General features: G+C 39.9%; 19 protein-coding genes. 7 read left to right on the top strand and 12 right to left on the bottom strand.

Features of this window, described 5'->3' with window-relative positions; genetic code table 11:
• Positions 1-17: 17 nt before the first annotated feature.
• Positions 18-326, top strand: coding sequence for a YkgJ family cysteine cluster protein (locus tag I6F47_RS14050; protein WP_197184050.1), 309 nt, complete (start codon positions 18-20; stop codon positions 324-326).
• 71 nt (positions 327-397) lie between these two features.
• On the opposite strand, the gene I6F47_RS14045 is transcribed toward I6F47_RS14050, so the two are convergent.
• The 4 genes from I6F47_RS14045 to I6F47_RS14030 all read right to left on the bottom strand — a co-directional run bounded on the left by I6F47_RS14045 (position 398) and on the right by I6F47_RS14030 (position 4,626).
• A complete protein-coding gene (locus tag I6F47_RS14045; protein WP_197184049.1) occupies positions 398-2,017 on the bottom strand; it encodes a methyl-accepting chemotaxis protein in 1,620 nt (539 codons plus the stop codon).
• A gap of 226 nt (positions 2,018-2,243) precedes the next feature.
• Positions 2,244-2,861: a glutathione S-transferase family protein gene (locus I6F47_RS14040; RefSeq protein ID WP_024594029.1), complete on the bottom strand. Its 618-nt coding sequence runs from the start codon at positions 2,859-2,861 to the stop codon at positions 2,244-2,246.
• A gap of 50 nt (positions 2,862-2,911) precedes the next feature.
• A complete protein-coding gene (locus I6F47_RS14035) occupies positions 2,912-3,940 on the bottom strand; it encodes an NADP-dependent oxidoreductase (protein ID WP_197121082.1) in 1,029 nt (342 codons plus the stop codon).
• Between the two features lie 179 nt (positions 3,941-4,119).
• Positions 4,120-4,626: a GNAT family N-acetyltransferase gene (locus I6F47_RS14030; protein ID WP_197184048.1), complete on the bottom strand. Its 507-nt coding sequence runs from the start codon at positions 4,624-4,626 to the stop codon at positions 4,120-4,122.
• A 149-nt stretch (positions 4,627-4,775) separates the two neighbouring features.
• Between I6F47_RS14030 and I6F47_RS14025 the strand changes: the two genes are divergently transcribed.
• Positions 4,776-5,981, top strand: a complete 1,206-nt coding sequence (locus I6F47_RS14025) for an anhydro-N-acetylmuramic acid kinase (RefSeq protein ID WP_197184047.1) — start codon at positions 4,776-4,778, stop codon at positions 5,979-5,981.
• Positions 5,982-6,018: 37 nt separating this feature from the next.
• Here the strand turns inward: I6F47_RS14025 and I6F47_RS14020 are convergent, their stop codons facing one another.
• From I6F47_RS14020 to I6F47_RS14010, 3 genes are all read right to left on the bottom strand, one after another.
• Positions 6,019-6,504: a hypothetical protein gene (locus tag I6F47_RS14020; RefSeq protein WP_165735990.1), complete on the bottom strand. Its 486-nt coding sequence runs from the start codon at positions 6,502-6,504 to the stop codon at positions 6,019-6,021.
• A gap of 412 nt (positions 6,505-6,916) precedes the next feature.
• Positions 6,917-8,044: a zinc-binding dehydrogenase gene (locus I6F47_RS14015; RefSeq protein WP_197184046.1), complete on the bottom strand. Its 1,128-nt coding sequence runs from the start codon at positions 8,042-8,044 to the stop codon at positions 6,917-6,919.
• Between the two features lie 107 nt (positions 8,045-8,151).
• Entirely contained in the window at positions 8,152-8,829 is a 678-nt protein-coding gene (locus I6F47_RS14010; RefSeq protein WP_197116835.1) for a glutathione S-transferase family protein, read from the bottom strand.
• Between the two features lie 174 nt (positions 8,830-9,003).
• Between I6F47_RS14010 and I6F47_RS14005 the strand changes: the two genes are divergently transcribed.
• The 4 genes from I6F47_RS14005 (at position 9,004) to I6F47_RS13990 (ending at position 13,216) form a co-directional block, all read left to right on the top strand.
• Positions 9,004-9,930 carry a LysR family transcriptional regulator gene (locus tag I6F47_RS14005; RefSeq protein WP_197111745.1) on the top strand — a complete coding sequence of 309 codons (927 nt, stop codon included), beginning with the start codon at positions 9,004-9,006 and terminating at the stop codon, positions 9,928-9,930.
• A 159-nt stretch (positions 9,931-10,089) separates the two neighbouring features.
• On the top strand, positions 10,090-12,048 hold the full coding sequence (locus I6F47_RS14000; protein ID WP_197184045.1) for a hypothetical protein: 1,959 nt from the start codon (positions 10,090-10,092) through the stop codon (positions 12,046-12,048).
• Positions 12,049-12,155: 107 nt separating this feature from the next.
• Positions 12,156-12,614: a TlpA family protein disulfide reductase gene (locus tag I6F47_RS13995; RefSeq protein ID WP_197184044.1), complete on the top strand. Its 459-nt coding sequence runs from the start codon at positions 12,156-12,158 to the stop codon at positions 12,612-12,614.
• A 215-nt stretch (positions 12,615-12,829) separates the two neighbouring features.
• Positions 12,830-13,216: a hypothetical protein gene (locus tag I6F47_RS13990; protein ID WP_197184043.1), complete on the top strand. Its 387-nt coding sequence runs from the start codon at positions 12,830-12,832 to the stop codon at positions 13,214-13,216.
• A gap of 65 nt (positions 13,217-13,281) precedes the next feature.
• On the opposite strand, the gene I6F47_RS13985 is transcribed toward I6F47_RS13990, so the two are convergent.
• Positions 13,282-14,160, bottom strand: a complete 879-nt coding sequence (locus I6F47_RS13985; protein ID WP_197184042.1) for a LysR family transcriptional regulator — start codon at positions 14,158-14,160, stop codon at positions 13,282-13,284.
• A gap of 121 nt (positions 14,161-14,281) precedes the next feature.
• Between I6F47_RS13985 and I6F47_RS13980 the strand changes: the two genes are divergently transcribed.
• Positions 14,282-15,361, top strand: coding sequence for a YeiH family protein (locus I6F47_RS13980; RefSeq protein WP_121954472.1), 1,080 nt, complete (start codon positions 14,282-14,284; stop codon positions 15,359-15,361).
• Between the two features lie 29 nt (positions 15,362-15,390).
• Here I6F47_RS13980 and I6F47_RS13975 read toward each other — a convergent pair whose 3' ends face one another.
• From I6F47_RS13975 to I6F47_RS13960, 4 genes are all read right to left on the bottom strand, one after another.
• Complete coding sequence (locus tag I6F47_RS13975; protein ID WP_197184041.1) at positions 15,391-16,710, bottom strand: DASH family cryptochrome; 1,320 nt, start codon at positions 16,708-16,710, stop codon at positions 15,391-15,393.
• A gap of 120 nt (positions 16,711-16,830) precedes the next feature.
• Positions 16,831-17,169, bottom strand: coding sequence for a transcriptional regulator (locus I6F47_RS13970; protein ID WP_197173417.1), 339 nt, complete (start codon positions 17,167-17,169; stop codon positions 16,831-16,833).
• A 154-nt stretch (positions 17,170-17,323) separates the two neighbouring features.
• Positions 17,324-18,034 carry a winged helix-turn-helix domain-containing protein gene (locus I6F47_RS13965; RefSeq protein WP_197173416.1) on the bottom strand — a complete coding sequence of 237 codons (711 nt, stop codon included), beginning with the start codon at positions 18,032-18,034 and terminating at the stop codon, positions 17,324-17,326.
• Between the two features lie 49 nt (positions 18,035-18,083).
• Positions 18,084-19,811, bottom strand: coding sequence for a DUF885 domain-containing protein (locus I6F47_RS13960; RefSeq protein WP_197184040.1), 1,728 nt, complete (start codon positions 19,809-19,811; stop codon positions 18,084-18,086).
• Positions 19,812-20,030 lie beyond the last annotated feature (219 nt).

Genomic DNA, 20,030 nt, shown 5'->3' with positions numbered 1-20,030 from the left:
CAAAAAAGTAAGCCACTATGCCTCATATTGTTATTCCCGTTGAAAATATTTCTACTACCGCAGAGCCCATTACGTGTGCTAACTGCCAAGCCTGTTGTTGCCAATTAGAAGTGCGCATAGTAACCGACACCGGCGTGCCTTTTAACTATATAGAATACGATAAATGGGGCAGTGAAGTAATGAAACGCGCTGACGACGGCTGGTGCCAAGCACTCGACCGTAATACGCTTATGTGCTCTATTTACGAAAACCGCCCATTAGTATGTCGCGAGTTTGAAATGGCGTCGGGTGAGTGTATTACCGAGCGCGATTTAGCGGGTATATAGTCCGCTATTATTAATGTACATAAACAACAAAGGGGCTTAAAAGCCCCTTTGTTTATTGCTTACTATAAAAATTAAACTTTAAAGTAGCTAATATACTTTTTAAGAGTGTTTGAAAGGTCAGCTAATGCAACAGCTTCTTGTGCGTTACTGTTAAGCGACATGCTGGTTTCTTTGGACATACTGGCAATTTCTTCTACGCCGGTACTAATTTGCGCCACGGTGGCTACTTGGTTTGATGTTGATTCAACAATTTCAAGCACGTTACTTAATGAATCGTTAGCTTGTTGCTGTATTTGATGCAGTAACTCGTTTGCTTCGTGAGTAAGTGTTAGGCCATTTTCTACTTGTGGTACTGTGGTTTCCATAGCTGTTACCGACGCTTGCGTGTTTTCTTGCACTTGCAAAATCATCTTTTCAATATCGCCAGTTGCATCACCAGTACGCTGGGCAAGTTGCCTTACTTCGTCAGCAACAACAGCAAACCCTCGGCCTGTTTCGCCTGCTCTTGCAGCTTCTATTGCTGCATTTAGTGCAAGCAAGTTCGTTTGATCAGAAATACTGCGGATCACACTTAAAATATCGCCAATGTGTTTTACATGTTCTTGCAGCACGTTCACTTGGGTAACTGTGGCTTTTACGGTTACTGAGATTTGCTCAATTTCGGCCGCTACTTTTTGCACTGCAATACTACCTTGCTGCGATAATTGCGCGGTTATTTTTGAGTTATCTTCTGTTTGCCTAACTGAGTCGGCTACAGCATGGATACTACGGCTCATTTCTTCTAGGCTGCTTACTGCCGAGTTTGTATAAGTTACTTGTGCGTCAGCGGCACTAAGTGCTTGCTGCGAGCCAGACGCTACGCTTGCAGAGTGCGTAGAAAGCTCTTCAGATGAGTTAATAATGCTATCTACAATGGTTTTTAATTTAGATTGCATAACCCCTACAGAAGCCATCATGCTATTTGGGCAACACGACTGTACATCGCCTCTTAAGTCGCCTTGTGCAATAAGGGCAATTACTTCAGCGGCTTCTTGTGGTTCGCCACCTACTGAATTTCTGATCAGTTGGCTAATAACATACGCAACGCTTATGCCTATTAAAAAGGCAAGTGCGGTGAGCGAAATCATCCAAATTTTAAACGAGCTAGCAATATCGAGAGTATCAATAGTAGTGGTTTGATTTGCTTGCTCTTGCAGGTTTATAAATTGGTTTATAACATTTAGCCACTGGGTAAACGCAGGGCGCGCATCGGTTAATAAAATGCGCTCAGCTTCGCTTAGGTTTCCTGCATTTTTAGCGTTTATTACACCTTGAATGAAAGGCTGAGTGCGCTGCTCTATTTGATTTATTTTATTAATTAAAGCGCGTTCTTCACTATTCATATTACCCATTAGCTCGGCCATAGACCTGCTTGACGTTTGGTAAAATGCGTTTAGCTCTTTTATGCTCTTTAACACGGAGCTTAAACTGCTTTGATCGGTAATTAGCACTACATCGCGCACGGCTATCGCTCTGTCGTGTACGCTGCCTCTAAAGTTAATTGCGTAACGTTGCTTTACCGAGTTTACGTCGGTCATGTGGGTAATGTTATTATTAATGAGGCTAACGCGCGAAATGCCAATAATGGTTAAAATAAGCATCATTGATAAAATTACGCCAAAGCCAGTCGTTAAACGCATGTTTATGGTCATGGTTGATCCCAAGTGTGAGTCAATACGCGCAAGAGCAGCTTGTATTATTAGTGATTATTCTAAAACAATAGCAGCATTATGCCTTATTAATTAAAGTTTTATTAGCAATAAGGGATTGTTTGTTAATTTAGTTTACAAGCGTAACTTTAATGAGGAGTGTTTTTCAGGCATTAAAAAAGGGGCTAAATGCCCCTTAGTGTTATATAAAAATATTATATAAAAGTAGTTAGTCGTACTTTGCTTCTAGCTCATTAGCTGTGTGAAACTTCTCATGACTTTGTAATTGCTCGTCGTATTTAACGAGGTTTTTAAAGTGCGCTAATTGACCTGAGTTTTTAACTATTTCAACAATAAACGACATCATAAAGTCAGCGCCCGTTAGGGTATCGCCCACTAAATAACGTTTACCTTCAAGGCGGTCGTTAAAGTAGCTAATTACTTTAGCTGTTTCAGCGTCGGCATAGCCTTCTAAAAACTGCGTTTTAGCGCCGTCTTTTAGTACAAACATTTTAAGTAAAAGCGGTAAAATTGCTGAGCTTTCTGCAAAGTGCAGCCACTGCTGGTAGTCAACATATTCAGCGGTATCTACTTTTGGAGCAAATTTACCGTTACCGTATTTAGAAATAAGGTAGTCGGTAATAGCGCCTGATTCAGCAATAATTAAACCGCCATCTTCAATTACCGGTGACTTGCCAAGTTGATGAATATGCTTTAGTTCGTCAGGGGCTAGGAAGGTGTCTTTGTTGCGCTGATAAGCCACAATTTCGTAGTCAACATCTAGCTCTTCTAAAAGCCAAATTACGCGTTTAGAACGTGATTTATTTAAATGGTGTAGTTTGATCATGTCAGTCCTTTTGTGGCTTGTAAGGACTTGGCCTTACAAGCCGTTTAAAATTAAAGTGGGTTATTAATTTTAACCACAGTTTTACCAAAGTTTTTACCGCATATCATATCGTTGAACGCGTCTACTGTATTTTCGATGCCTTCTACCATGTGCTCACGGTATTGAATTTTTCCGTCTTGCAGCCATTTTTGCATGTCTTGTGCAAACTCGTCGTAACGGTCGCCGTAATCATCAAAAATGATAAAGCCTTGCATTTTAATACGCTTAGTAAGCAATTGACCCATTAGCATACCTAAACGGTCTGGGCCTTCTGGCAAGCTAGTTGCGTTATATTGCGATACTAAACCACACAATGGCACGCGCGCTGCGGTATTTAGTAATGGTAGTACGGCGTCGAATACTTTACCGCCCACATTTTCGTAGTAAACATCAATGCCTTTATCGCAGGCTTTTTCTAACTGCTCTGCAAAGTCATCAGCTTTGTGATCAATACAGGCATCAAACCCTAGTTTTTCAACGGCGTGTGCACATTTTTCGCTACCACCAGCAACACCCACTACTTTACAGCCTTTAATTTTAGCTATTTGACCAACCGTTGCGCCTACAGGGCCTGTTGCTGCTGCAACAACTACGGTTTCGCCTTCTTTAGGCTGGCCAATATCAAGTAAACCCATGTAAGCAGTAAAGCCAGGCATACCCATAATACCTAATGCGTATGAAGGGTTTGCAGGCTCTTTACCTAACTGCATTAAGCCTTCGCCGTCGGTAATGGCGTAGTCTTGCCAACCTGTGTAGGCAAGGACCCACTCGCCTTCGCTAAATTTATCGTTTTTAGACTCTTCTACTTGGCACACGGTTGCGCCAACCATTACATCGCCAATATTAACTGGGTCAGCGTACGACTTAGCATCACTCATACGACCACGCATATACGGGTCTAATGATAGGTAAATAGTACGTAGTAAAACTTCGCCGTCTTTTAATGCAGGAAGCTCTACCGTTTTTAATTTAAAGTTTTCATCTGTTGGAGCGCCATTAGGGCGTGATTCAAGAGTAAGTTGGCGACTAGTCGTAGACATATAAGATCTCCTATTAATATAAATAAACTACTTACCGAATGTTTACGCTTTAAAAATCGTGTTCAGCTAAACAATAATGCGCGGCTAAGCAGTATGAATATGTACAATGCGTACCTTAATAAAGGAGTTTTGGGCGGGTGGTTGATAATTCAACCTTTGCGCAAATTTAATTAGAGTAGTTAGTCTGCTTTGAGCTTACTAAATATATGATTGTTGTAAAATACCCCGTTTTTATAAATGGCCTGTTTAAGCACAGCCTCTTGCTCAAAGCCACTTTTAATAAGTGCTTTCATAGAGCCGGTATTACCAGCAAACATAGCGCCAAAAATTCTGTTTATGTTGGATTGCGCAAACGCTTCATTGCATATAAGTTCAATAGCGCGAGTAATAATGCCTTGCCCCCAATAGGCTTTATTTAGCCAATAACCAATTTCGCCACTGTGGCTGTATTCAAATTCGCCGGGAGTTATGCCAATACAGCCGGCAAATTGCCCATTAACCTCAATGGCCTTAGCCGTTGCATCAATTACGCCGTTTTTTGAGCCTTGGTTTATCCACCAATCAGCATCGGCTTGCGTATACGGAAACGGAATTTTTGACGATAAATAACGCGTTACCTGTTCATCATTTAAGGTGCTAATAATAAAAGGCGCGTCTTGGGCTTTAAACTCTCTGAGGGTGATCATATTTTTTCATAAATTTTTAGTATGCATACTAACTTAACAATCATTTTAACGTTAAACAATCAGAACCTAAATTAAACGGTTTACGGCTATTACTTTGTTTTAAAGTCCTCTAATATAAGCAAAATATTACACCTATTTTAGATGCCATTATGCACCCTCACATTAAAGCGCTTTATAACAGCGCCCAAAAACCAAGCCGTTTAATTATTGGTTTAATGAGCGGTACCTCGTTGGACGGGCTTGATGTTGCACTGTGTAAAGTAACGGGCGCGGGCTTAAATACACACATTGAGGTTTTAAATTTTACTACTGTTGATTACAACGACGATTATAAAACTAAAATAAAGCAGGTATTTGCCAAAAGAGAATGCGATTTAGAACTTGTTACTTTATTGCACCCGTGGGTAGGTAAACTCCATGGCGATATGGTTAACCAGTGCTTACATACTTGGCAAATAAACCCGGCAAGTATTGATGTAATAGCAAGTCACGGGCAAACCATTTATCACTGCCCGCAGTCTCAGCATAACCACAAAAGCTTTACTAATGGCACCTTACAAATTGGCGATAGTGACCAGATAGCCGTTACTACGGGTATTACTACCATTGGTGATTTTAGGCAAAAACACATAGCCGCAGGAGGCGAGGGCGCACCGCTTGCTGTGTATGGCGATTATTTGTATTTTTCGAGCGCTGCTGAGAGTCGGGTTTTGCTAAATATGGGCGGCATAGCTAACTTAACGTTTTTACCCAAAAATGGTGATGCAAACGGTGTGTTTAGCTCCGACATTGGCCCCGGTAATACCATTATGGATGCCTACGTACAGCAACATTTTAAAGATATGCATTATGACGATGGCGCAAAAATAGCAAAAGCAGGCAAGGTAAATACGCCATTATTAAATGCTTTATGCAATAACGCATTTTTTAAACTCCCAATGCCTAAAACCACAGGGCCAGAGGTATTTAACTTAGCGTATTTAAACGCCGCACAGCAGGTTACAAATACTCACCATTTAAGCCATGAAGATGTAATGGCCACCTTAAATACCTTTACTGCAACCGTTATAGCAAATGCATTAAACGAGTGTGCAGAGCGCGTACAAAATTGTGTGGTGTATGCAAGTGGTGGCGGTATTCATAACCCGTTACTAATGGCGCAACTTACAGTGCTTTGCCCACGTATTAAGGCTTTTAAAAATACCGACGATTTAGGTATAAATCCCGACGCAAAAGAGGCTGTACTATTTGCTATTTTAGCAAACGAATGCCTAGCAGGAGAGCAGCAACACCTAAGTAATACTGCACAAGGTATTGCGGGAGTTACTATGGGTAAAGTAAGTTTTGCAGACTAATAACTTGTCGCATCGCGTAATTTAAGTGCAGTCAGCACTAAAACAGCGATAAAAACGTAGAACCCATACTCGCAAAGTAGCTACGAACGCCCTGTGACTTGGTATGTTCAGTTTTTATTTGCTCAGGAATATAGCCTTGCTCAAATGCTTTAATGTACACATCGAGTTGCTGGCTTTCTTTTAAGGTCGTGTTTTTTCCGTGCAGCATCATTTGCACTACAAAACACTGGCTTTGTGTAATGTTATTTAAAGTTAGGTTTACAGTACCAGATTCAAGGTCTGCATTGCTCAGCGTTTTTTCAGTAAAATACTGCGCCCCACGCGCACTGGGCTGCGTTGCACTTAGTGAAATAACATCGCTCTCATTTGCGCCATCAGGCAACACACACTGCAGCGTAATGTTATGCGCAGCATTGGCTTTTAGCGATAGCTTTTCATATTCCATAGCGTGGCTCATCGCCGCAGACATAGAATCATCAAATGATTGCAGTGCAAATGTTAGTTGCACTAAGGGTGTACTCATCTTACTTAGTCTTCTTGAGTCTATTCATTTATCGGATAGAGATTATCGCGGATCAAAGTTACAGATTTATGACTAATTGCATTAATTAGTATAATTATTGAGTAGTTTGATCAAAGAGGATCTTTGTTGAAGTTTTATAATGCTAGAAGGTGATTCCAGGTGATATTTCTAAAGATACGTTCTTAAATGCGTTAAGTAATTTAGATATTCATTTACACCAAAATTTCATTGATGGCTTGAGTGTATTAAAAATTATAAATTCAATAACAATTAGCGAGCCTATTGCGCATTCATTATATTTTTAAGTTTTTATTACGACAAAAAAGCAGATACCTAATTAGCATCTGCTTTTTAATTGTAAAACCACAGTGCTAAGCGCTGTGCTTTTTAATTTTTAACGAAGAATATTTAATTAAGCTTGAGGTTTAATTAAGTACTTCTCGCCTGTAGCTTGTTTAGAATAAGCGGCAATTGATTGTAAATGTAATACCTCAGCTAATGACACTTCGTGCGTGTAGTTGCTCGCAAAAGTAGTAGTGATTTCATTAGCAACGCGTTTGCGCATTTTCATTACTGTATCTGTGCCTAATTTACCTAAAGCATTAAATAACAAGAACCCGTTTACAGCCCAAGCAAAGCCAAAGTTACGATTAAGTGTAATAGGGCCTCGATCTAGCGCGCCATAAATATACACTTGTTTAAATGTATCAGAGCCATAAATTGTGTGCTCTTTCATATCGCGAGCAGCTGCAACTTCCATGCAGTTAAGTATGTCACTTGTTAGCTGGCCGCCACCAATAGGATCAAACGCGATAGTTGCACCGGTTTCGATTATTGCAGCTGTTAGGTCAGCAAGAAAAGAGTCCTTGCTTGAGTTAACAATATATTTTGCACCCATATCGCGCAGTAATTTTTCTTGTTCTGGTTTGCGAACTATATTAATTAAATCAATGCCATCGGCAATACAAATACGGTTTAGCATTTGGCCAAGGTTAGAGGCCGCTGCGGCATGAATAATGGCTTTATGGCCTTCAGCGCGCATGGTTTCTACCATTGCTAGTGCGGTAAGTGGGTTAACAAAAGATGATGCACCTTCTTTAGCGGTAGTCCCTTCTTTTAACTCTAGGCAACTTTGTACATTGGCACATATAAATTGACGATACGTACCGCCGCCAATTACTGCAACGGTTTTACCCATTAATGCTTGTGCGGCTGGTGATGAGCCTGCTGCTACTACGGTGCCCGCGCCTTCATTACCTACTGGTGTTGCTTTACCTACACGGGTTTTAAGTGATGGCATAAATTGAGCTGGAACATCGGCAGTAATTACCGGGTCTTCATCAGTACCCGATTGCTTTGCAGTAGACATATCAGCTGCGCTGAATAAAACGCCTAAGTCTGATGGATTTAATGGTGCAGCTTCAATGCGAATAACCACTTCATCGGCATTCGGCTTTGGCATCTCGATGTTTTTTAAGGCAAGTGTTAGTTTATTGTCTTCGCTGATAGTTGAAGTAAGTTGGATATTTTTATCTGTCATAGGTGTCTCCTGCAAAGAATTAAATTTGTTAAGCCAATCACATTATTGTATTGGCGATACTGAGTTAGTAATTGAAATTTAGAATAGATTACTTTTATAGCTACGCGTTATTTAGCGTTTGCTGCTTGAATTTGCGCTTTTACTTTTTGCATAAATTCAGCCATATTTGATTGGCGATCGGCCTCTATGCTTTGGGCAATGGCTAATTGGCTCATTGATTCGTTCCACTCTTTCATACCGGGTACTTGTGCAAGTACATCCCAATCAAGCTGGCTTGAGCCAAAGGCGCTAACAATGGTGTTTACGTAATAAACGTAAATGTCTGCCATTGTAAATTGCTCGCCTGCAATCCAAGGTGAAAACTTACACACGCTACTCAAAGCGGTTACGCCACGCGTTAATACTTGGCGTACTTCGGCTTTAGTTGTGTCGGTTACTTCAGCGCCTGAAAATACATAAGGGATGAACCGTCTGCTTGGCAGTTCAAAATAAAGCTCTGCCATTTTCATAATTTGACGTACAACTGCGCGCTCACCTGCATTTTCAGGATATAGCGGGGTTTGTGGGTACGACTCTTCTATAAAGTCGCAAATAACACTCGACTCTGAAATATTAAGGCCGTTAGCTGTTGTGATTGCAGGCACTTTGCCTGCAGGGCTTATTGCTAGTAACTCTTCACTACCGCCGTAAACAAGGTGTTCTGTAAATGGCAATTGTTTGTGTAAAAGTACATGTTTAACTAGGTTGTAATAGTTGCTAGCAGCAAAACCGTGCAAAGTAATCATAAGTCAGCTTTCCATCATTAAGTGAAGGTGTTTAATTGCCAAAAAATGCAATTTAAGTCCCTGTCTTTAGGTTGAGTACATTATTACTTGTTTTAATTTGCTTATATATAGGGGAAAATGCGAATCACTTTTGTCTTTAAGACAATAAAGCATTTTATGTAATGGAGAAGCGACTTGGATCAACTAAAAGCCATACGGTATTTTATTAAGGTGGTTGAAACGGGCAGTTTTACCAAAGCCGCCAAAGCATTTGATGTGCCGCCCTCGTCGTTGTCGAGGCGAGTTGCTGATTTAGAAAAAAGCCTAGGGGCGACGCTTTTAAAGCGTTCTACCCGCATAGTTAAATTGACCGAAGTTGGGCAAATTTACTATAACGATGTTCAGCAAATATTAAATCAGCTAGAGCAAAGCCACGAAACTGTGCGCAGTTATCAAACAACACCAATGGGGCGATTATGTATAAGCTCAATGGTGAGTTTTGGTGACAAAATATTACTGCCACTGCTTGATGAATTTAGCGCGCTATACCCCGAAATTATATTAGATGTTAGCTTAAGTGATGAGCTGTCGACACTTGGGCGTGACGATGTTGATATTGCTATTCGCGGTGGCTATGCGCCAAATGAGCGCGTGTTGGCAATAAAACTGATGGATAACGGCTTTATTCCTGTTGCGTCACCCTGCTATTTACAAAAATACGGTATGCCCACTAATGTTATGGAATTAAAGGGCCACAGTGGCCTTTATTTTAAAACGCCAGCGGGACCAACGCCTTGGTTATGTAAAGTGGATGAGCAATGGCACGACGTTTCTGGGCCTGCGGTCGCTATTTCAAATAACGGATCGTGGCTAGCTAAAAAAGCATGTAATGGTGAGGGCATTTTAATGTCAACTCGGTGGGCGCTCGACTCATACCTTGAGTCTGGCCAGTTGCAAGAGCTTAAGTTTGAGCATGAATTAGCGATAAGCCAAAATGCGACTATGGCGGTTTATTTGTTGTATCAAAAGCAGCGTTATTTAGTACCAAAGGTAAAAGCGGCGGTCGACTTTTTAGTAAAAAGAATTAAAGAAACAGATGGAAGTGTTAAGCGAATAGAATAGTGAATTGTCGGATGGCGTTGTGCTTATCCGACCTACACTTATCCGATTTATTAATGGGTTGTTTGTATAAATAATAGGTAAAAAACGTCTCCTTAAGCTAAAGCTTTTAATGCTGCGACCGATAAATTACTTAATAGGGTTTAGCGATTAAGGATAATCATGGTTAATAATGTACTTGGCAGCCAGTCTAATTTAAGCACTTTACTTGCCCAATCAGTTAATAACGCTAACCAAACCTCTGTGAGTCCTTCACTACTAACCGGTAGCGACCTTCAAGCTATTAATGATTTACAAACTAACGCCCCCAAAATATCCGATGAATTATTAAGCCAGCTAAATAACGAAACTATTGACGAAGCACTAGCCAGTAATCAAAAAGCAGGGGACGTGTTAAAGCAGCAACTTACCTCGTTATTTACTATTTCAAGCACGCTTAACTATAAACTCTCCGATGAAGAACTCGCCCTGCGCACCGTAATAAGTTCTCAGCATGAGGGGTTATTAAAAAACGAAAACAGTACCCAATTAATTGAGCGATTAAATACGTCGGTTAAAAATATTCAGGGTGCTTATGCTAATACCAGCGATATTTTATCGAGTTTAGGTCAGCTTGGACATGAGCAAAAAACGTTTTTAGCCTCAAGCCAGCAACGTGTAGAGCGCTCACTTAATCCATATATGGAAAGCCTTAATCGCGCAAAATACGAGGATGACGATAACTACCTGTTTGAGCTCTCGGTAAAAACTAAAGAAGGTGATGTTATAAACATTACCTTTAACTCATCGCAAGGGTACGATGAAAACACAGGCGAAGCCGTTGATGGCTTTAGTTTAAGTTACGAAGTAAATGGCGATTTATCTGAGGCTGAGCATAAAGCACTTACGCAGGTGCTCAGTGGTGTTGGCGAAATGGCCGATGAATTTTTTAAAGTGAGTGAAAACTCATTTAATCCTCTTATAGTGCCAAACCAAACAGACATGAGTTTAGATTTTTTAGCAGGGTTTAATAGTGAGCAGCTAACAGGCTTTGATGTGTCGTTTTCAACAACGCAAAATAAAGATCTTGATTCGAAAGAGAACACGCTTGATTTAAGTTACTCCATTGATGAAGCATCAAACCAGCAAGCACTTGTGTTTAAAGCCGCAGGTGGGCAAAACGACATTGATTTTGCACTTGATATGTCAACCATTGGCGCTAAAGACACGCAGCAAATGCAGCAGTATTTAGCGTCGCTCGATCAAAGCTTAGAAGATAGCCGAGTAAACAGTACCAAAGACGATAAAGAGTCGGCATTTGGGCGCAAAGGCGACGAAGCAATGCTGCAGGGCTTTGCATTATTTAAAGGCGCTTTTGCGAGTATGTCGTCGGCGGCTGAGCGCTATAGTAATTTGGAGTCACTTGCAGATCAGCACTTTAATGACGGGCGCGCTATGGTAGCCGATTTAGTTGATAACATGATTACAAACGATGTCCGTTACCAAGGGCTAGGTAATAAAGCGCCAAATACATTGGGTGCGGGGATTTCTAAGCTCGCTGATTTTGATGCTACGTTTTCTTATGCGCTTGATAACGGCGATTATCAACCTAAAAGTACAATTGAGCTAAGCCAAGCGACTGAACAGGCCCAATTAGGGGATCTTAGCGGTGTAACGCAAAGTAAAAATGTAAGTAGCCACTTTGATTATCAATACAGTCGCCCTGATTACTACAACAAAGAAGAGAGTTATAACGTAGGGTCTGCGGTTAAAAATAAAGAACTTGTGGGGCTCGATCAGTCTCACGAGGTTGATGTTGATACAAAAATGTATGCGTTTAATCCACAAACAAATCAATACGAGCTGCAAATGGCGATGCAAGAGCAAACAGTTAGTAAAAGCGACATTCGCTTAATTGACGATATTTGGCTTGAAGAAAACGAAAACAGCTACAACATGAATAAAAAAGAGCGTGTTGAGAGTGATGACAAGCAAGATGATTTTATAGAAACAAACCGTCACTCACACACCAAGCTTGTTACCTTAATTGGTGACTTAGATAAGTTAGCCGAGAATAAAGACGTAAGGAGAGAATATTTAACTAACTTATCGCAAGTTAACTTTTTTATGGATAAAAAGTAACGGTCTTGAGTTGTTCACTCCACACTCAATATTGGGTATAGTCGTTAAATGCTTTATTTAATACCTAACTTTAATACCTAATTTAATATCTAATTAAGAGCAACCTTATGTTTAAACAATTAATTTTATTGTGTGCTTTAAGTATGCCGTTAATAAGCTGTGCTGCTGACGCACCATTTTCGGGCGGAATTACCACTGATGTACTGCTAAGCGACTACGACAAGTTTAACGAGCAATACAAAGCATTTACGCCAACAGCACAGGACATTGCATTAATGCAAAAGCTAGAAGGTAAAGAGCTAATTGTATTATTTGGCACATGGTGCCACGACAGTGAGCGCGAAGTGCCGCGTTTAATTAAGTTACTAGATGAATCAAAAGTACAACTTGCAAGCATTGAATATGTGGCCGTAGGTTACAACAAGCAAGACGATGCAGGCATTGCACAGGCTCACGACTTACAATACACACCTACGTTTATTGTTAAACAAAATGGCAAAGAGTTAGTTCGCGTAATTGAAAAGCCAACGGGTACATTGGCGCAAGATTTAACGCAGGGTTTGTAAATAGAGCTTGTTCGTATTTGGGGTTAACGATTTAGCAAATAGGTTTATAAGTTAGTTGTTGGGCTGCTATGAGTAGTCTCCTGATACTTTAATGTGTAAGGCCAAAATTTTCCCCCTTTGGCTGAGCCAAAATAGGAATTCAGCTATGGTTTGCATATCAATTAAAACAAATAAAAAACTAATTAATCTACAAGCTCGTTATGGTGTTTCTTAATATGTCTAAGGATCTACGTAAAAATTTGATTGCTGCGATTCTTAGTCCTTTAATTGTATTACCAGTCCTTGGTTTTTGTTATTTTTATGCGGGTATAGAAAATTATACTTCTCTTAGTTCATTAATTTCAGGTGTTGGTTTTGGTGTATCAATAGGGATGGGAAGTTTATTTTATTTCTATCCTTTAATGTTCATTTACGGATTACCTATTAGCTTATTACTCCAAAAGTTAAATTTATTTAAATTACCTGTAGTTTTAATCTTAAGTATACTTCCAGTTTTTTTACTTAGTCTTTTTAGTGAATTTAATCGTGCAACATTGGTTCTTCATTTATTAGTACTTTCAATGGGTTTAACTAGTTGGCTTATATATAATAAATTAAGGTAACACCACAACAGGCGATTAATGTTACACAACCGTTTTCTTACTCGACTTACAGCTCAGATCAAACATTATTCACTAAATAGGCTTTTTTCGAATGCTTGTGCGGCATGTGAAGACGGTCTGTCTTTATAATGTAGTTGATACAGTGGCCGAGAGAGTTGCTCGTTATTTTTTTGACTCAGGCGCGTTAATTTACCAAGCTGTACTAAATCCTCAGTGACTACATTAGGCAATAAAGCAACGCCCATTCCTTGTGCTACCGCCCTTGCTATCGCTTCATTACTTCCGAGCTGCATATTATTTTTTGCTGTAATGCCATGTTGCTGTAGTAATTTAACCGAGACCTCTAAAGTGCCCGAGCCTGGTTCGCGCAGTAGCCAAAACTGTTTGTTTAACCATGGTTTTAAGTCTTTCGTGGGCTTAAAGTTACTGGGTATAACTACACTCATTAAATCGTTTTGCCAGTGCTTACTTATAATATGTGGCTCGGTTGGTGTGCCTTCAACCAGTGCTAAATCGATAGTGCATTCAAGTAGGGCGTGCTCAATTTGCGCGGTATTAGCAACTTGTACTTCTACTTTTATATGGGGGTATTGCGCGCAAAAATTGGCTAAATAGGGCGGTAGCCAATAGCTGGCAATGGTTGTACTGGTGCCTATAATGAGTGTGCCGCGCTTAAGCCCTGTGCGTGATTTAATATCTTCAATGGCGGCTTTTTCTATGGCAAAAATACTACGAGCATGTTCAAAAAGTGCTTGTCCGCCTTCACTTAAGGTGAGTTTTTTACCCTTAGATGCACGCTCAATAAGTTGTATATTTAGCTGATACTCAAGCTCTTTTAAAGCTTTAGACACAGCTGGTTGGCTTATAAAAAGCGCCTCAGCTGCTGCTGAAAAACTGCCTAATTTAGCAACCGTATAAAACACCCGAAGTGCATGCAAGTTCATTGTGCCTCTCAAATCACATAACCTTAAGTTATCGAATCATGATTTTAATGTATTGGAGTTATATTTTGCGCTTTCTTAAAATGAAGTCAATTAATCACGATGACTTTATTAAGGGATGACTATGCTTAGTGCAATTAAAGATATGCCACAGCTTTTTAGTATTAATACTAAGCAGTATACCAACTCGCGTTGGTGGCTAGGAATGCTATTGGTTATTGTTTTAGCGTGTGTTGCTGTTGCCATGAGTAAGTTACCGGTAATGCAAAGTGCCCAGTTTAGTTCCTTAACTATTGGTATTGTGCTTGGCATTATTGTAGGTAACAGTGTTTTTTCGCGCATTGCGACTCATACAGATGTGGGTGTTGATTACGCTAAGAGTATTTTACTCAAAGCGGGTATTATTTTATTTGGTTTTAGAATTACCTTTGCACAGGTAGCTGGCGTTGGCTGGCATGGCTTACTAACCGATATTGTTATGCTCAGTGGTACGTTTATATTAGCAATACAGCTTGGCAAACGAGTATTTAAGCTTGATGAGCAAACAGTAATATTAATTGGCGCAGGTAGCTCTATTTGTGGCGCAGCAGCTGTAATGGCAACCGAGCCTGTAATAAAAGCGCAAGCGCATAAAGTATCGGTAGCGGTAGCAACGGTGGTGGTATTTGGTACGTTGAGTATGTTTGCCTACCCAATCATGTTTGAGTATATGGGGCTGAGTGAGCACGCATATGGTATTTTTGTAGGTTCAACTATTCACGAGGTAGCGCAAGTTGTTGCGGCGGGTACAGCCGTAAGCGCCAATGCTGCTGATACCGCCGTTATAGAAAAAATGCTACGCGTTATGATGCTTGCGCCATTTTTAGTGGGTTTATCATTTTGGCAAAATAAAAAGGCGAGTAAACAAAGCACACTAAATCACGGGACTCACAAAGGCGGCGTTACCATTCCTTGGTTTGCTGTATTGTTTATTGTGGCAAGTGGTATTTACTCGCTTGCTATTATTCCTAAAGCGACCACCGACGTAATAGTACAGTTCGACAATATACTACTTACAATTGCCATGGTGGCTCTAGGATTACGCACCCATATTGGAGCAATTCGCCAAGCGGGTATTAAACCGTTGTTACTGGCGCTGTGTTTATTTTTGTTTTTAACGTTAGGCGGCTTTGCCATTAATATAGGTATTGCTGAGCTGTTTTAAACGTTACTTGGTAAAAGTTGATTGGCGGCTTAAATCGGCCAATCAACTTCGTTTAAAGTATCCAGCTGTTTGCTGGTGTTTTCATTGCCTTGCCATTTATTAGTGTAAAAAGCGTGCGGGTCAAACTGTAACGTTTGTTTTTCAATATTGAAGTGCCTACCACCACGCGGATCTACGCCTACACCTGCTATATATTGCCAATTACCCCAGTTAGCGGCTACATCGTAATCAATTAACAGTTGTTCAAAATAAGCCGCGCCATAGCGCCAATCAAGGCCAAGTTCGTTAACTAAGCAGCTTGCGGCAATTTGCCTTGATCTATTTGATATATAACCGGTCGCATTAAGCTCGTTCATAATCGCATTGACTAATGGATAGGGCGTTGAGCCATTACGCCACGCAGCAAATCGGTTTGGCATAAAGGTAGTAAGGGGTTTTGTTTGCTTTTGACCTTTAAAACTAAACAGACTTTTACCAGCCTTAAGTGCATGCCATTTAAAATATTCTCGCCATAGCAGCTCAAACTTAATCCAGTAGGTAGACTCGTTTGTTATTTGGTTATGTTCGTACGTCTCAACGGCTTTATAAACTTGCCGCGCACTTACACAACCAAAGGCAAGCCAGGTACTAAATTTTGTGGTGTTATTAAAGCCATCAAGTTCGTTTCGAGTTGTTTTATAGGTACTTGGTAGCAAGCCTGAAAAGTATTGCGTTAAATGAGCTTGCGCACTTTTAAATCCGCCGTGCATTATCGCGTTGTTGTCATCAGTATATTCACTAAGCTCAATTGGTTTGGCCGCACATAATGTTATAGGTCGAGGGAGTAAACCTTTAGGCAGAGTTGAGGTTGTTATAGGTATGTTTATCGCCTCTACTTTTTTTCTAAATGGGGTAAAGCTTTTAGGCAGCTCGTTTAAATCAAAAGGGAGATCACTTTGTTGAAATAGAGTGTCTTGTTGAGTTGTTTTAAATATGACATGTGGGCAATGTGCTTTTAGTCGCGCAAGTTGGCGCTGCTCATAGGTTCCAACATGTTCACTGCACACTACTTCATCAATGTGTTGCTCAGCTATACGCTGCTTTAAAACACTAACAGGTTCACCCTCAAGTACGTGCAGTGTTTGTCCGCGTTCAATAAGCGCTTGTTGCAGCTCGTACAAGCTTTGCATTAAAAACTGTTGTTTATGCACACCATATGGCTTTTGTTGGTAATTATTACTTTTAAACCAGTGCGGATTTATTACAAATACAATATCGATAGCACATTGCTGCAACGCAAGGTCACTAAAAATTGGGTTGTCGGTTAGGCGTAAATCGTTTTGTAGCCAATATAAAATGCGTTTGCTCATAGGTTTGCTCAGGTTTTTATAATCATTAACTTTACGAAGCAAAAGCGGGTAGGGATTAGTTAGCTGCAAGTTTTAGTAATGAAGCGGTGAGCAAGTATTACTTACTCACCTGCTTAAGTTTTATTTAACGGTTTTGGTTTTGTTAGTTAGGTTAGTAGATACATAAGCAATTAAATACACAAATACGCTAAGCGGTAAACTACAAATAAACAAAGCGACTTTGTACTTTTTAGCAATAGATGGTTTAGGCAGTATTACCGCAAAAAGTATATTCATTGCTAACCAAAAAATGGTAACTAACGGTGAAAGCGTTGTTTTAGCGCTTGATAAATCACATGTGCCAAATGAAATACTGGCAATAGATGCGTTACCTATTTCTATACATTGCGCGTTACCAATTAGGCTGATGGTAACTAATGTTGTAATTAATAATAGTGTTAGCGGCAGTAAATGTTTCATATTTTTTCCTTAGTTATTTAATTTTATGGGTCGCTCTAAAGCGCCTAAACAAATTAAAACGTTTGGCAAAAAATAACGATAACAAAGCCGTTAACTAGTTATTATAAAGTTATAACCACGATATCACCTCGGTTATAACTTTAATAAGTCACTATTATTCAATGGGTTGTGTTTTTACTTTAGCTATAAGCTGATAACCTCGCTTCATTACAGATTTTATATATGTGGGGTTTTTTGTGTCGTTATCGTTAAGGGCTACACGTAGTTTGCTAATAACTCGCCTTACTGCGGTGTCGGTTACAATTTGATTCTCCCATACATTATTGTGTAACTCTTCAAGGCTAACTATTCTTGGTTGTTGTTCTATTAAATAGCTAAGTACCTGCATGCATTTGGGCTCTAATGTGTAGAGGTTATCTTCTTTAATTAAAGACTGCTGCATGCTGTCAAAAGTGTACTCACCAATTATTAGTTGATTAATACTCGGTTTTTCAATAACAGCTTTTGCGTCATCAGGGTTAGGCTGAGCTGTTTTGGCTGAAGAAGTAGTTGCATATTTTTGATAAACCCGAAATACCACCATTCCAGTTAAATTCATTAATAGTACTAACGGGCTCAGTGGGAACGCACATAGGAAAAGTAAATATTTAAATCCCACGTGTATATTTGGCTTATTAAGCATTTGCCCAAATAACACATTTAAAAGCATCCATATAATAAAATAAGGCGTAAGGGAAATTGAATCAGTTTGCTCCCCACAAACGCCATATTTTACTCCCTCTATGTAGTTTGATGCATCTAAACAAAACGCATTAGCTTGGCTGCTAAATAAAATGAGTGATATAAAAATAAGTAGGTGTTTCATTAAAAGTCCGTTTAGAAAAAGGCGGCAAATAATACCGCCCTCATTAATTTTAAATAGCCGATTTTTGTTTTGCTATCCAATCGTTTATAACGTCTTCAAGTACAGCCATAGGGAGCGAACCTTGGCCAATAACGGTGTCGTGAAAGCTGCGTATGTCAAATTGTGGGCCTAGCTCTTTTTCGGCTTTTGCACGCAGTTCGCGTATTTTTATTTCGCCCATTTTGTAAGAGAGCGCTTGGCCTGGCCATGAAATATAACGATCTATTTGATCCTCGACCGCGCTTTGTGGCAAAGCAGTGTGATCTGCCAAGTAGTCAATTGCCTTTTGGCGGCTCCAGCCAAATGCATGAATACCGGTATCAACAACAAGCCTCACAGCACGCCACATTTCGTAACCTAAACGACCAAAGTCGTTGTATGGGTCTTGATAAAAGCCGGCTTCTTTACCTAAACGTTCGGTGTAAAGTGCCCAACCTTCGCCAAATGCTGAGTGGCTAAGTGTGCGTCTAAACTGGGGTACATCTAACTCCATTGCAATGGCGTTTTGTAAATGATGCCCTGGTATTGCCTCATGTAAGCTAAGTGCTTCTAAATTATATAAAGGCTGTAGCTTAGGTGTTGAGGCTAAAAAGTAAGTGCCAGGGGATCGGTTATCAGCAGGTGGCATATAAAACGCGCCGCGACTCGCTGAGCCTTTTATAGTAAAGGTGTTACGCGGTAAATGATTAAAGTAGGTTGGTAACTTGCCATACATTTTTTGCGTAATAAAGGCTGTTTTTTCAAGTAAGTCTTCCGCGTCTGTTGCGTAAAATTGCTCGTCGGTTGCTAAAAATTCTAAAAACTCAGCATACGTGCCATCAAAACCTACTTTATCAATGATGTTTTGCATTTGCGTTTTTATACGAGCCACTTCTTTTAAGCCAAGCTCATGAATTTGCTTTGGTGTGGCATTGGTTGTGGTGTAGTAATTAACTGCATATTTGTAATACTCAAGCCCGCCTTTAACGCTTGAAATACTCGGCTCTGCTCTACAGTTCGGCATGTAATCGTTTTCAAAAAAGTCGTAAAAGTGCTGATAAGCCGGGACTACTTTTGAGCTAATTAAGGCTTTTGCTTTGTTTTGGTATGTGGCCTTTTGCTCTGCTGTAAGCGTATTTGGTATACGTGTAAAGGGCTCGTATAAGGCGCTGTTTTCAGGTTGCTTAACTATATGAGCGCTAATGCTTTGGCTGTAATTTTCAAAGGTCTTACAATAATGAGTAAATCCTATTTTTATCCCTTCTTTCATTAAATCAATATTTTGCTGATTAAAGCGCGGGTAGTCGGCAAGGCTTATTAAAAATGCGTTGTAATCATCAGCTGTTAAAAAAGCCATATTAGCGGGCGCTTCTGCAAAGTAAGTATGCCAGCCACTTAAAAAATTAACCGGAAAATACTTATCTTGATAAAGGTAGCTTTGCTGCTCGGTTTCTCGCTCATATTTAAATAAGCGGTAGTTCATTAGCTGCTCGTTGTTGAGCGTTTTTGGGTCAATGCTGGCTAAGCTTTTTAGTACGCTGTTGTTATAAGCTTGGCGCTTAGCAATGGCTTGCTCGCTCCAATTTGGCAATGTACCACTGGGTTTCCAACCATCAGGGTCGGTTCGAAAAAATATTTTTTCAGCTTTGGCATTTTGCCAGTGGTTATCAATAATGGTTTTTAAATCTGCATTGCTATCGGCTGCGCTCGGCAGTGATGCTACAGCTAAGCAAATAGCTAAAATTGTTTTTTTAAACATATTATTCTCATTTTTAGCGCGTTAATTTTTATTAGTGTACGCACATTTATCATTTTTGTTTTTAATATAGTACCAAGTTAACTTTATTAATGCGCTTAATTTTACAACCAGTACCTCTTGCTTTTACTTTTTGATTAAACAAATTTCACCGCTGAAGTGAGTGGGCCACTAGTTTATTGTTTTATCAGCGTTTAGAATGATTAAAACTAATTACAATAA

The organism is Pseudoalteromonas sp. NZS37, assembly GCF_015864265.1.
GTDB lineage: Bacteria > Pseudomonadota > Gammaproteobacteria > Enterobacterales > Alteromonadaceae > Pseudoalteromonas > Pseudoalteromonas arctica.
Note: the sequence above shows the minus strand (reverse complement) of the source record. Positions and strands in the feature narration are given on the sequence as shown.

Bases quoted from the DNA above. Each gene is read 5' to 3' on its own strand.
- I6F47_RS14045 (WP_197184049.1), bottom strand. From the start codon at position 2,017: ATGACCATAAACATGCGTTTAACGACTGGCTTTGGCGTAATTTTATCA.
- I6F47_RS14035 (WP_197121082.1), bottom strand. From the start codon at position 3,940: ATGTCTACGACTAGTCGCCAACTTACTCTTGAATCACGCCCTAATGGC.
- I6F47_RS13975 (WP_197184041.1), bottom strand. From the start codon at position 16,710: ATGAGCAAACGCATTTTATATTGGCTACAAAACGATTTACGCCTAACC.
- I6F47_RS14040 (WP_024594029.1), bottom strand. From the start codon at position 2,861: ATGATCAAACTACACCATTTAAATAAATCACGTTCTAAACGCGTAATT.
- I6F47_RS13965 (WP_197173416.1), bottom strand. From the start codon at position 18,034: ATGAAACACCTACTTATTTTTATATCACTCATTTTATTTAGCAGCCAA.
- I6F47_RS14030 (WP_197184048.1), bottom strand. From the start codon at position 4,626: ATGATCACCCTCAGAGAGTTTAAAGCCCAAGACGCGCCTTTTATTATT.
- I6F47_RS14010 (WP_197116835.1), bottom strand. From the start codon at position 8,829: ATGATTACTTTGCACGGTTTTGCTGCTAGCAACTATTACAACCTAGTT.
- I6F47_RS14050 (WP_197184050.1), top strand. From the start codon at position 18: ATGCCTCATATTGTTATTCCCGTTGAAAATATTTCTACTACCGCAGAG.
- I6F47_RS13995 (WP_197184044.1), top strand. From the start codon at position 12,156: ATGTTTAAACAATTAATTTTATTGTGTGCTTTAAGTATGCCGTTAATA.
- I6F47_RS13985 (WP_197184042.1), bottom strand. From the start codon at position 14,160: ATGAACTTGCATGCACTTCGGGTGTTTTATACGGTTGCTAAATTAGGC.
- I6F47_RS13990 (WP_197184043.1), top strand. From the start codon at position 12,830: ATGTCTAAGGATCTACGTAAAAATTTGATTGCTGCGATTCTTAGTCCT.
- I6F47_RS13960 (WP_197184040.1), bottom strand. From the start codon at position 19,811: ATGTTTAAAAAAACAATTTTAGCTATTTGCTTAGCTGTAGCATCACTG.
- I6F47_RS14020 (WP_165735990.1), bottom strand. From the start codon at position 6,504: ATGAGTACACCCTTAGTGCAACTAACATTTGCACTGCAATCATTTGAT.
- I6F47_RS14000 (WP_197184045.1), top strand. From the start codon at position 10,090: ATGGTTAATAATGTACTTGGCAGCCAGTCTAATTTAAGCACTTTACTT.
- I6F47_RS14015 (WP_197184046.1), bottom strand. From the start codon at position 8,044: ATGACAGATAAAAATATCCAACTTACTTCAACTATCAGCGAAGACAAT.
- I6F47_RS14025 (WP_197184047.1), top strand. From the start codon at position 4,776: ATGCACCCTCACATTAAAGCGCTTTATAACAGCGCCCAAAAACCAAGC.
- I6F47_RS13980 (WP_121954472.1), top strand. From the start codon at position 14,282: ATGCTTAGTGCAATTAAAGATATGCCACAGCTTTTTAGTATTAATACT.
- I6F47_RS13970 (WP_197173417.1), bottom strand. From the start codon at position 17,169: ATGAAACATTTACTGCCGCTAACACTATTATTAATTACAACATTAGTT.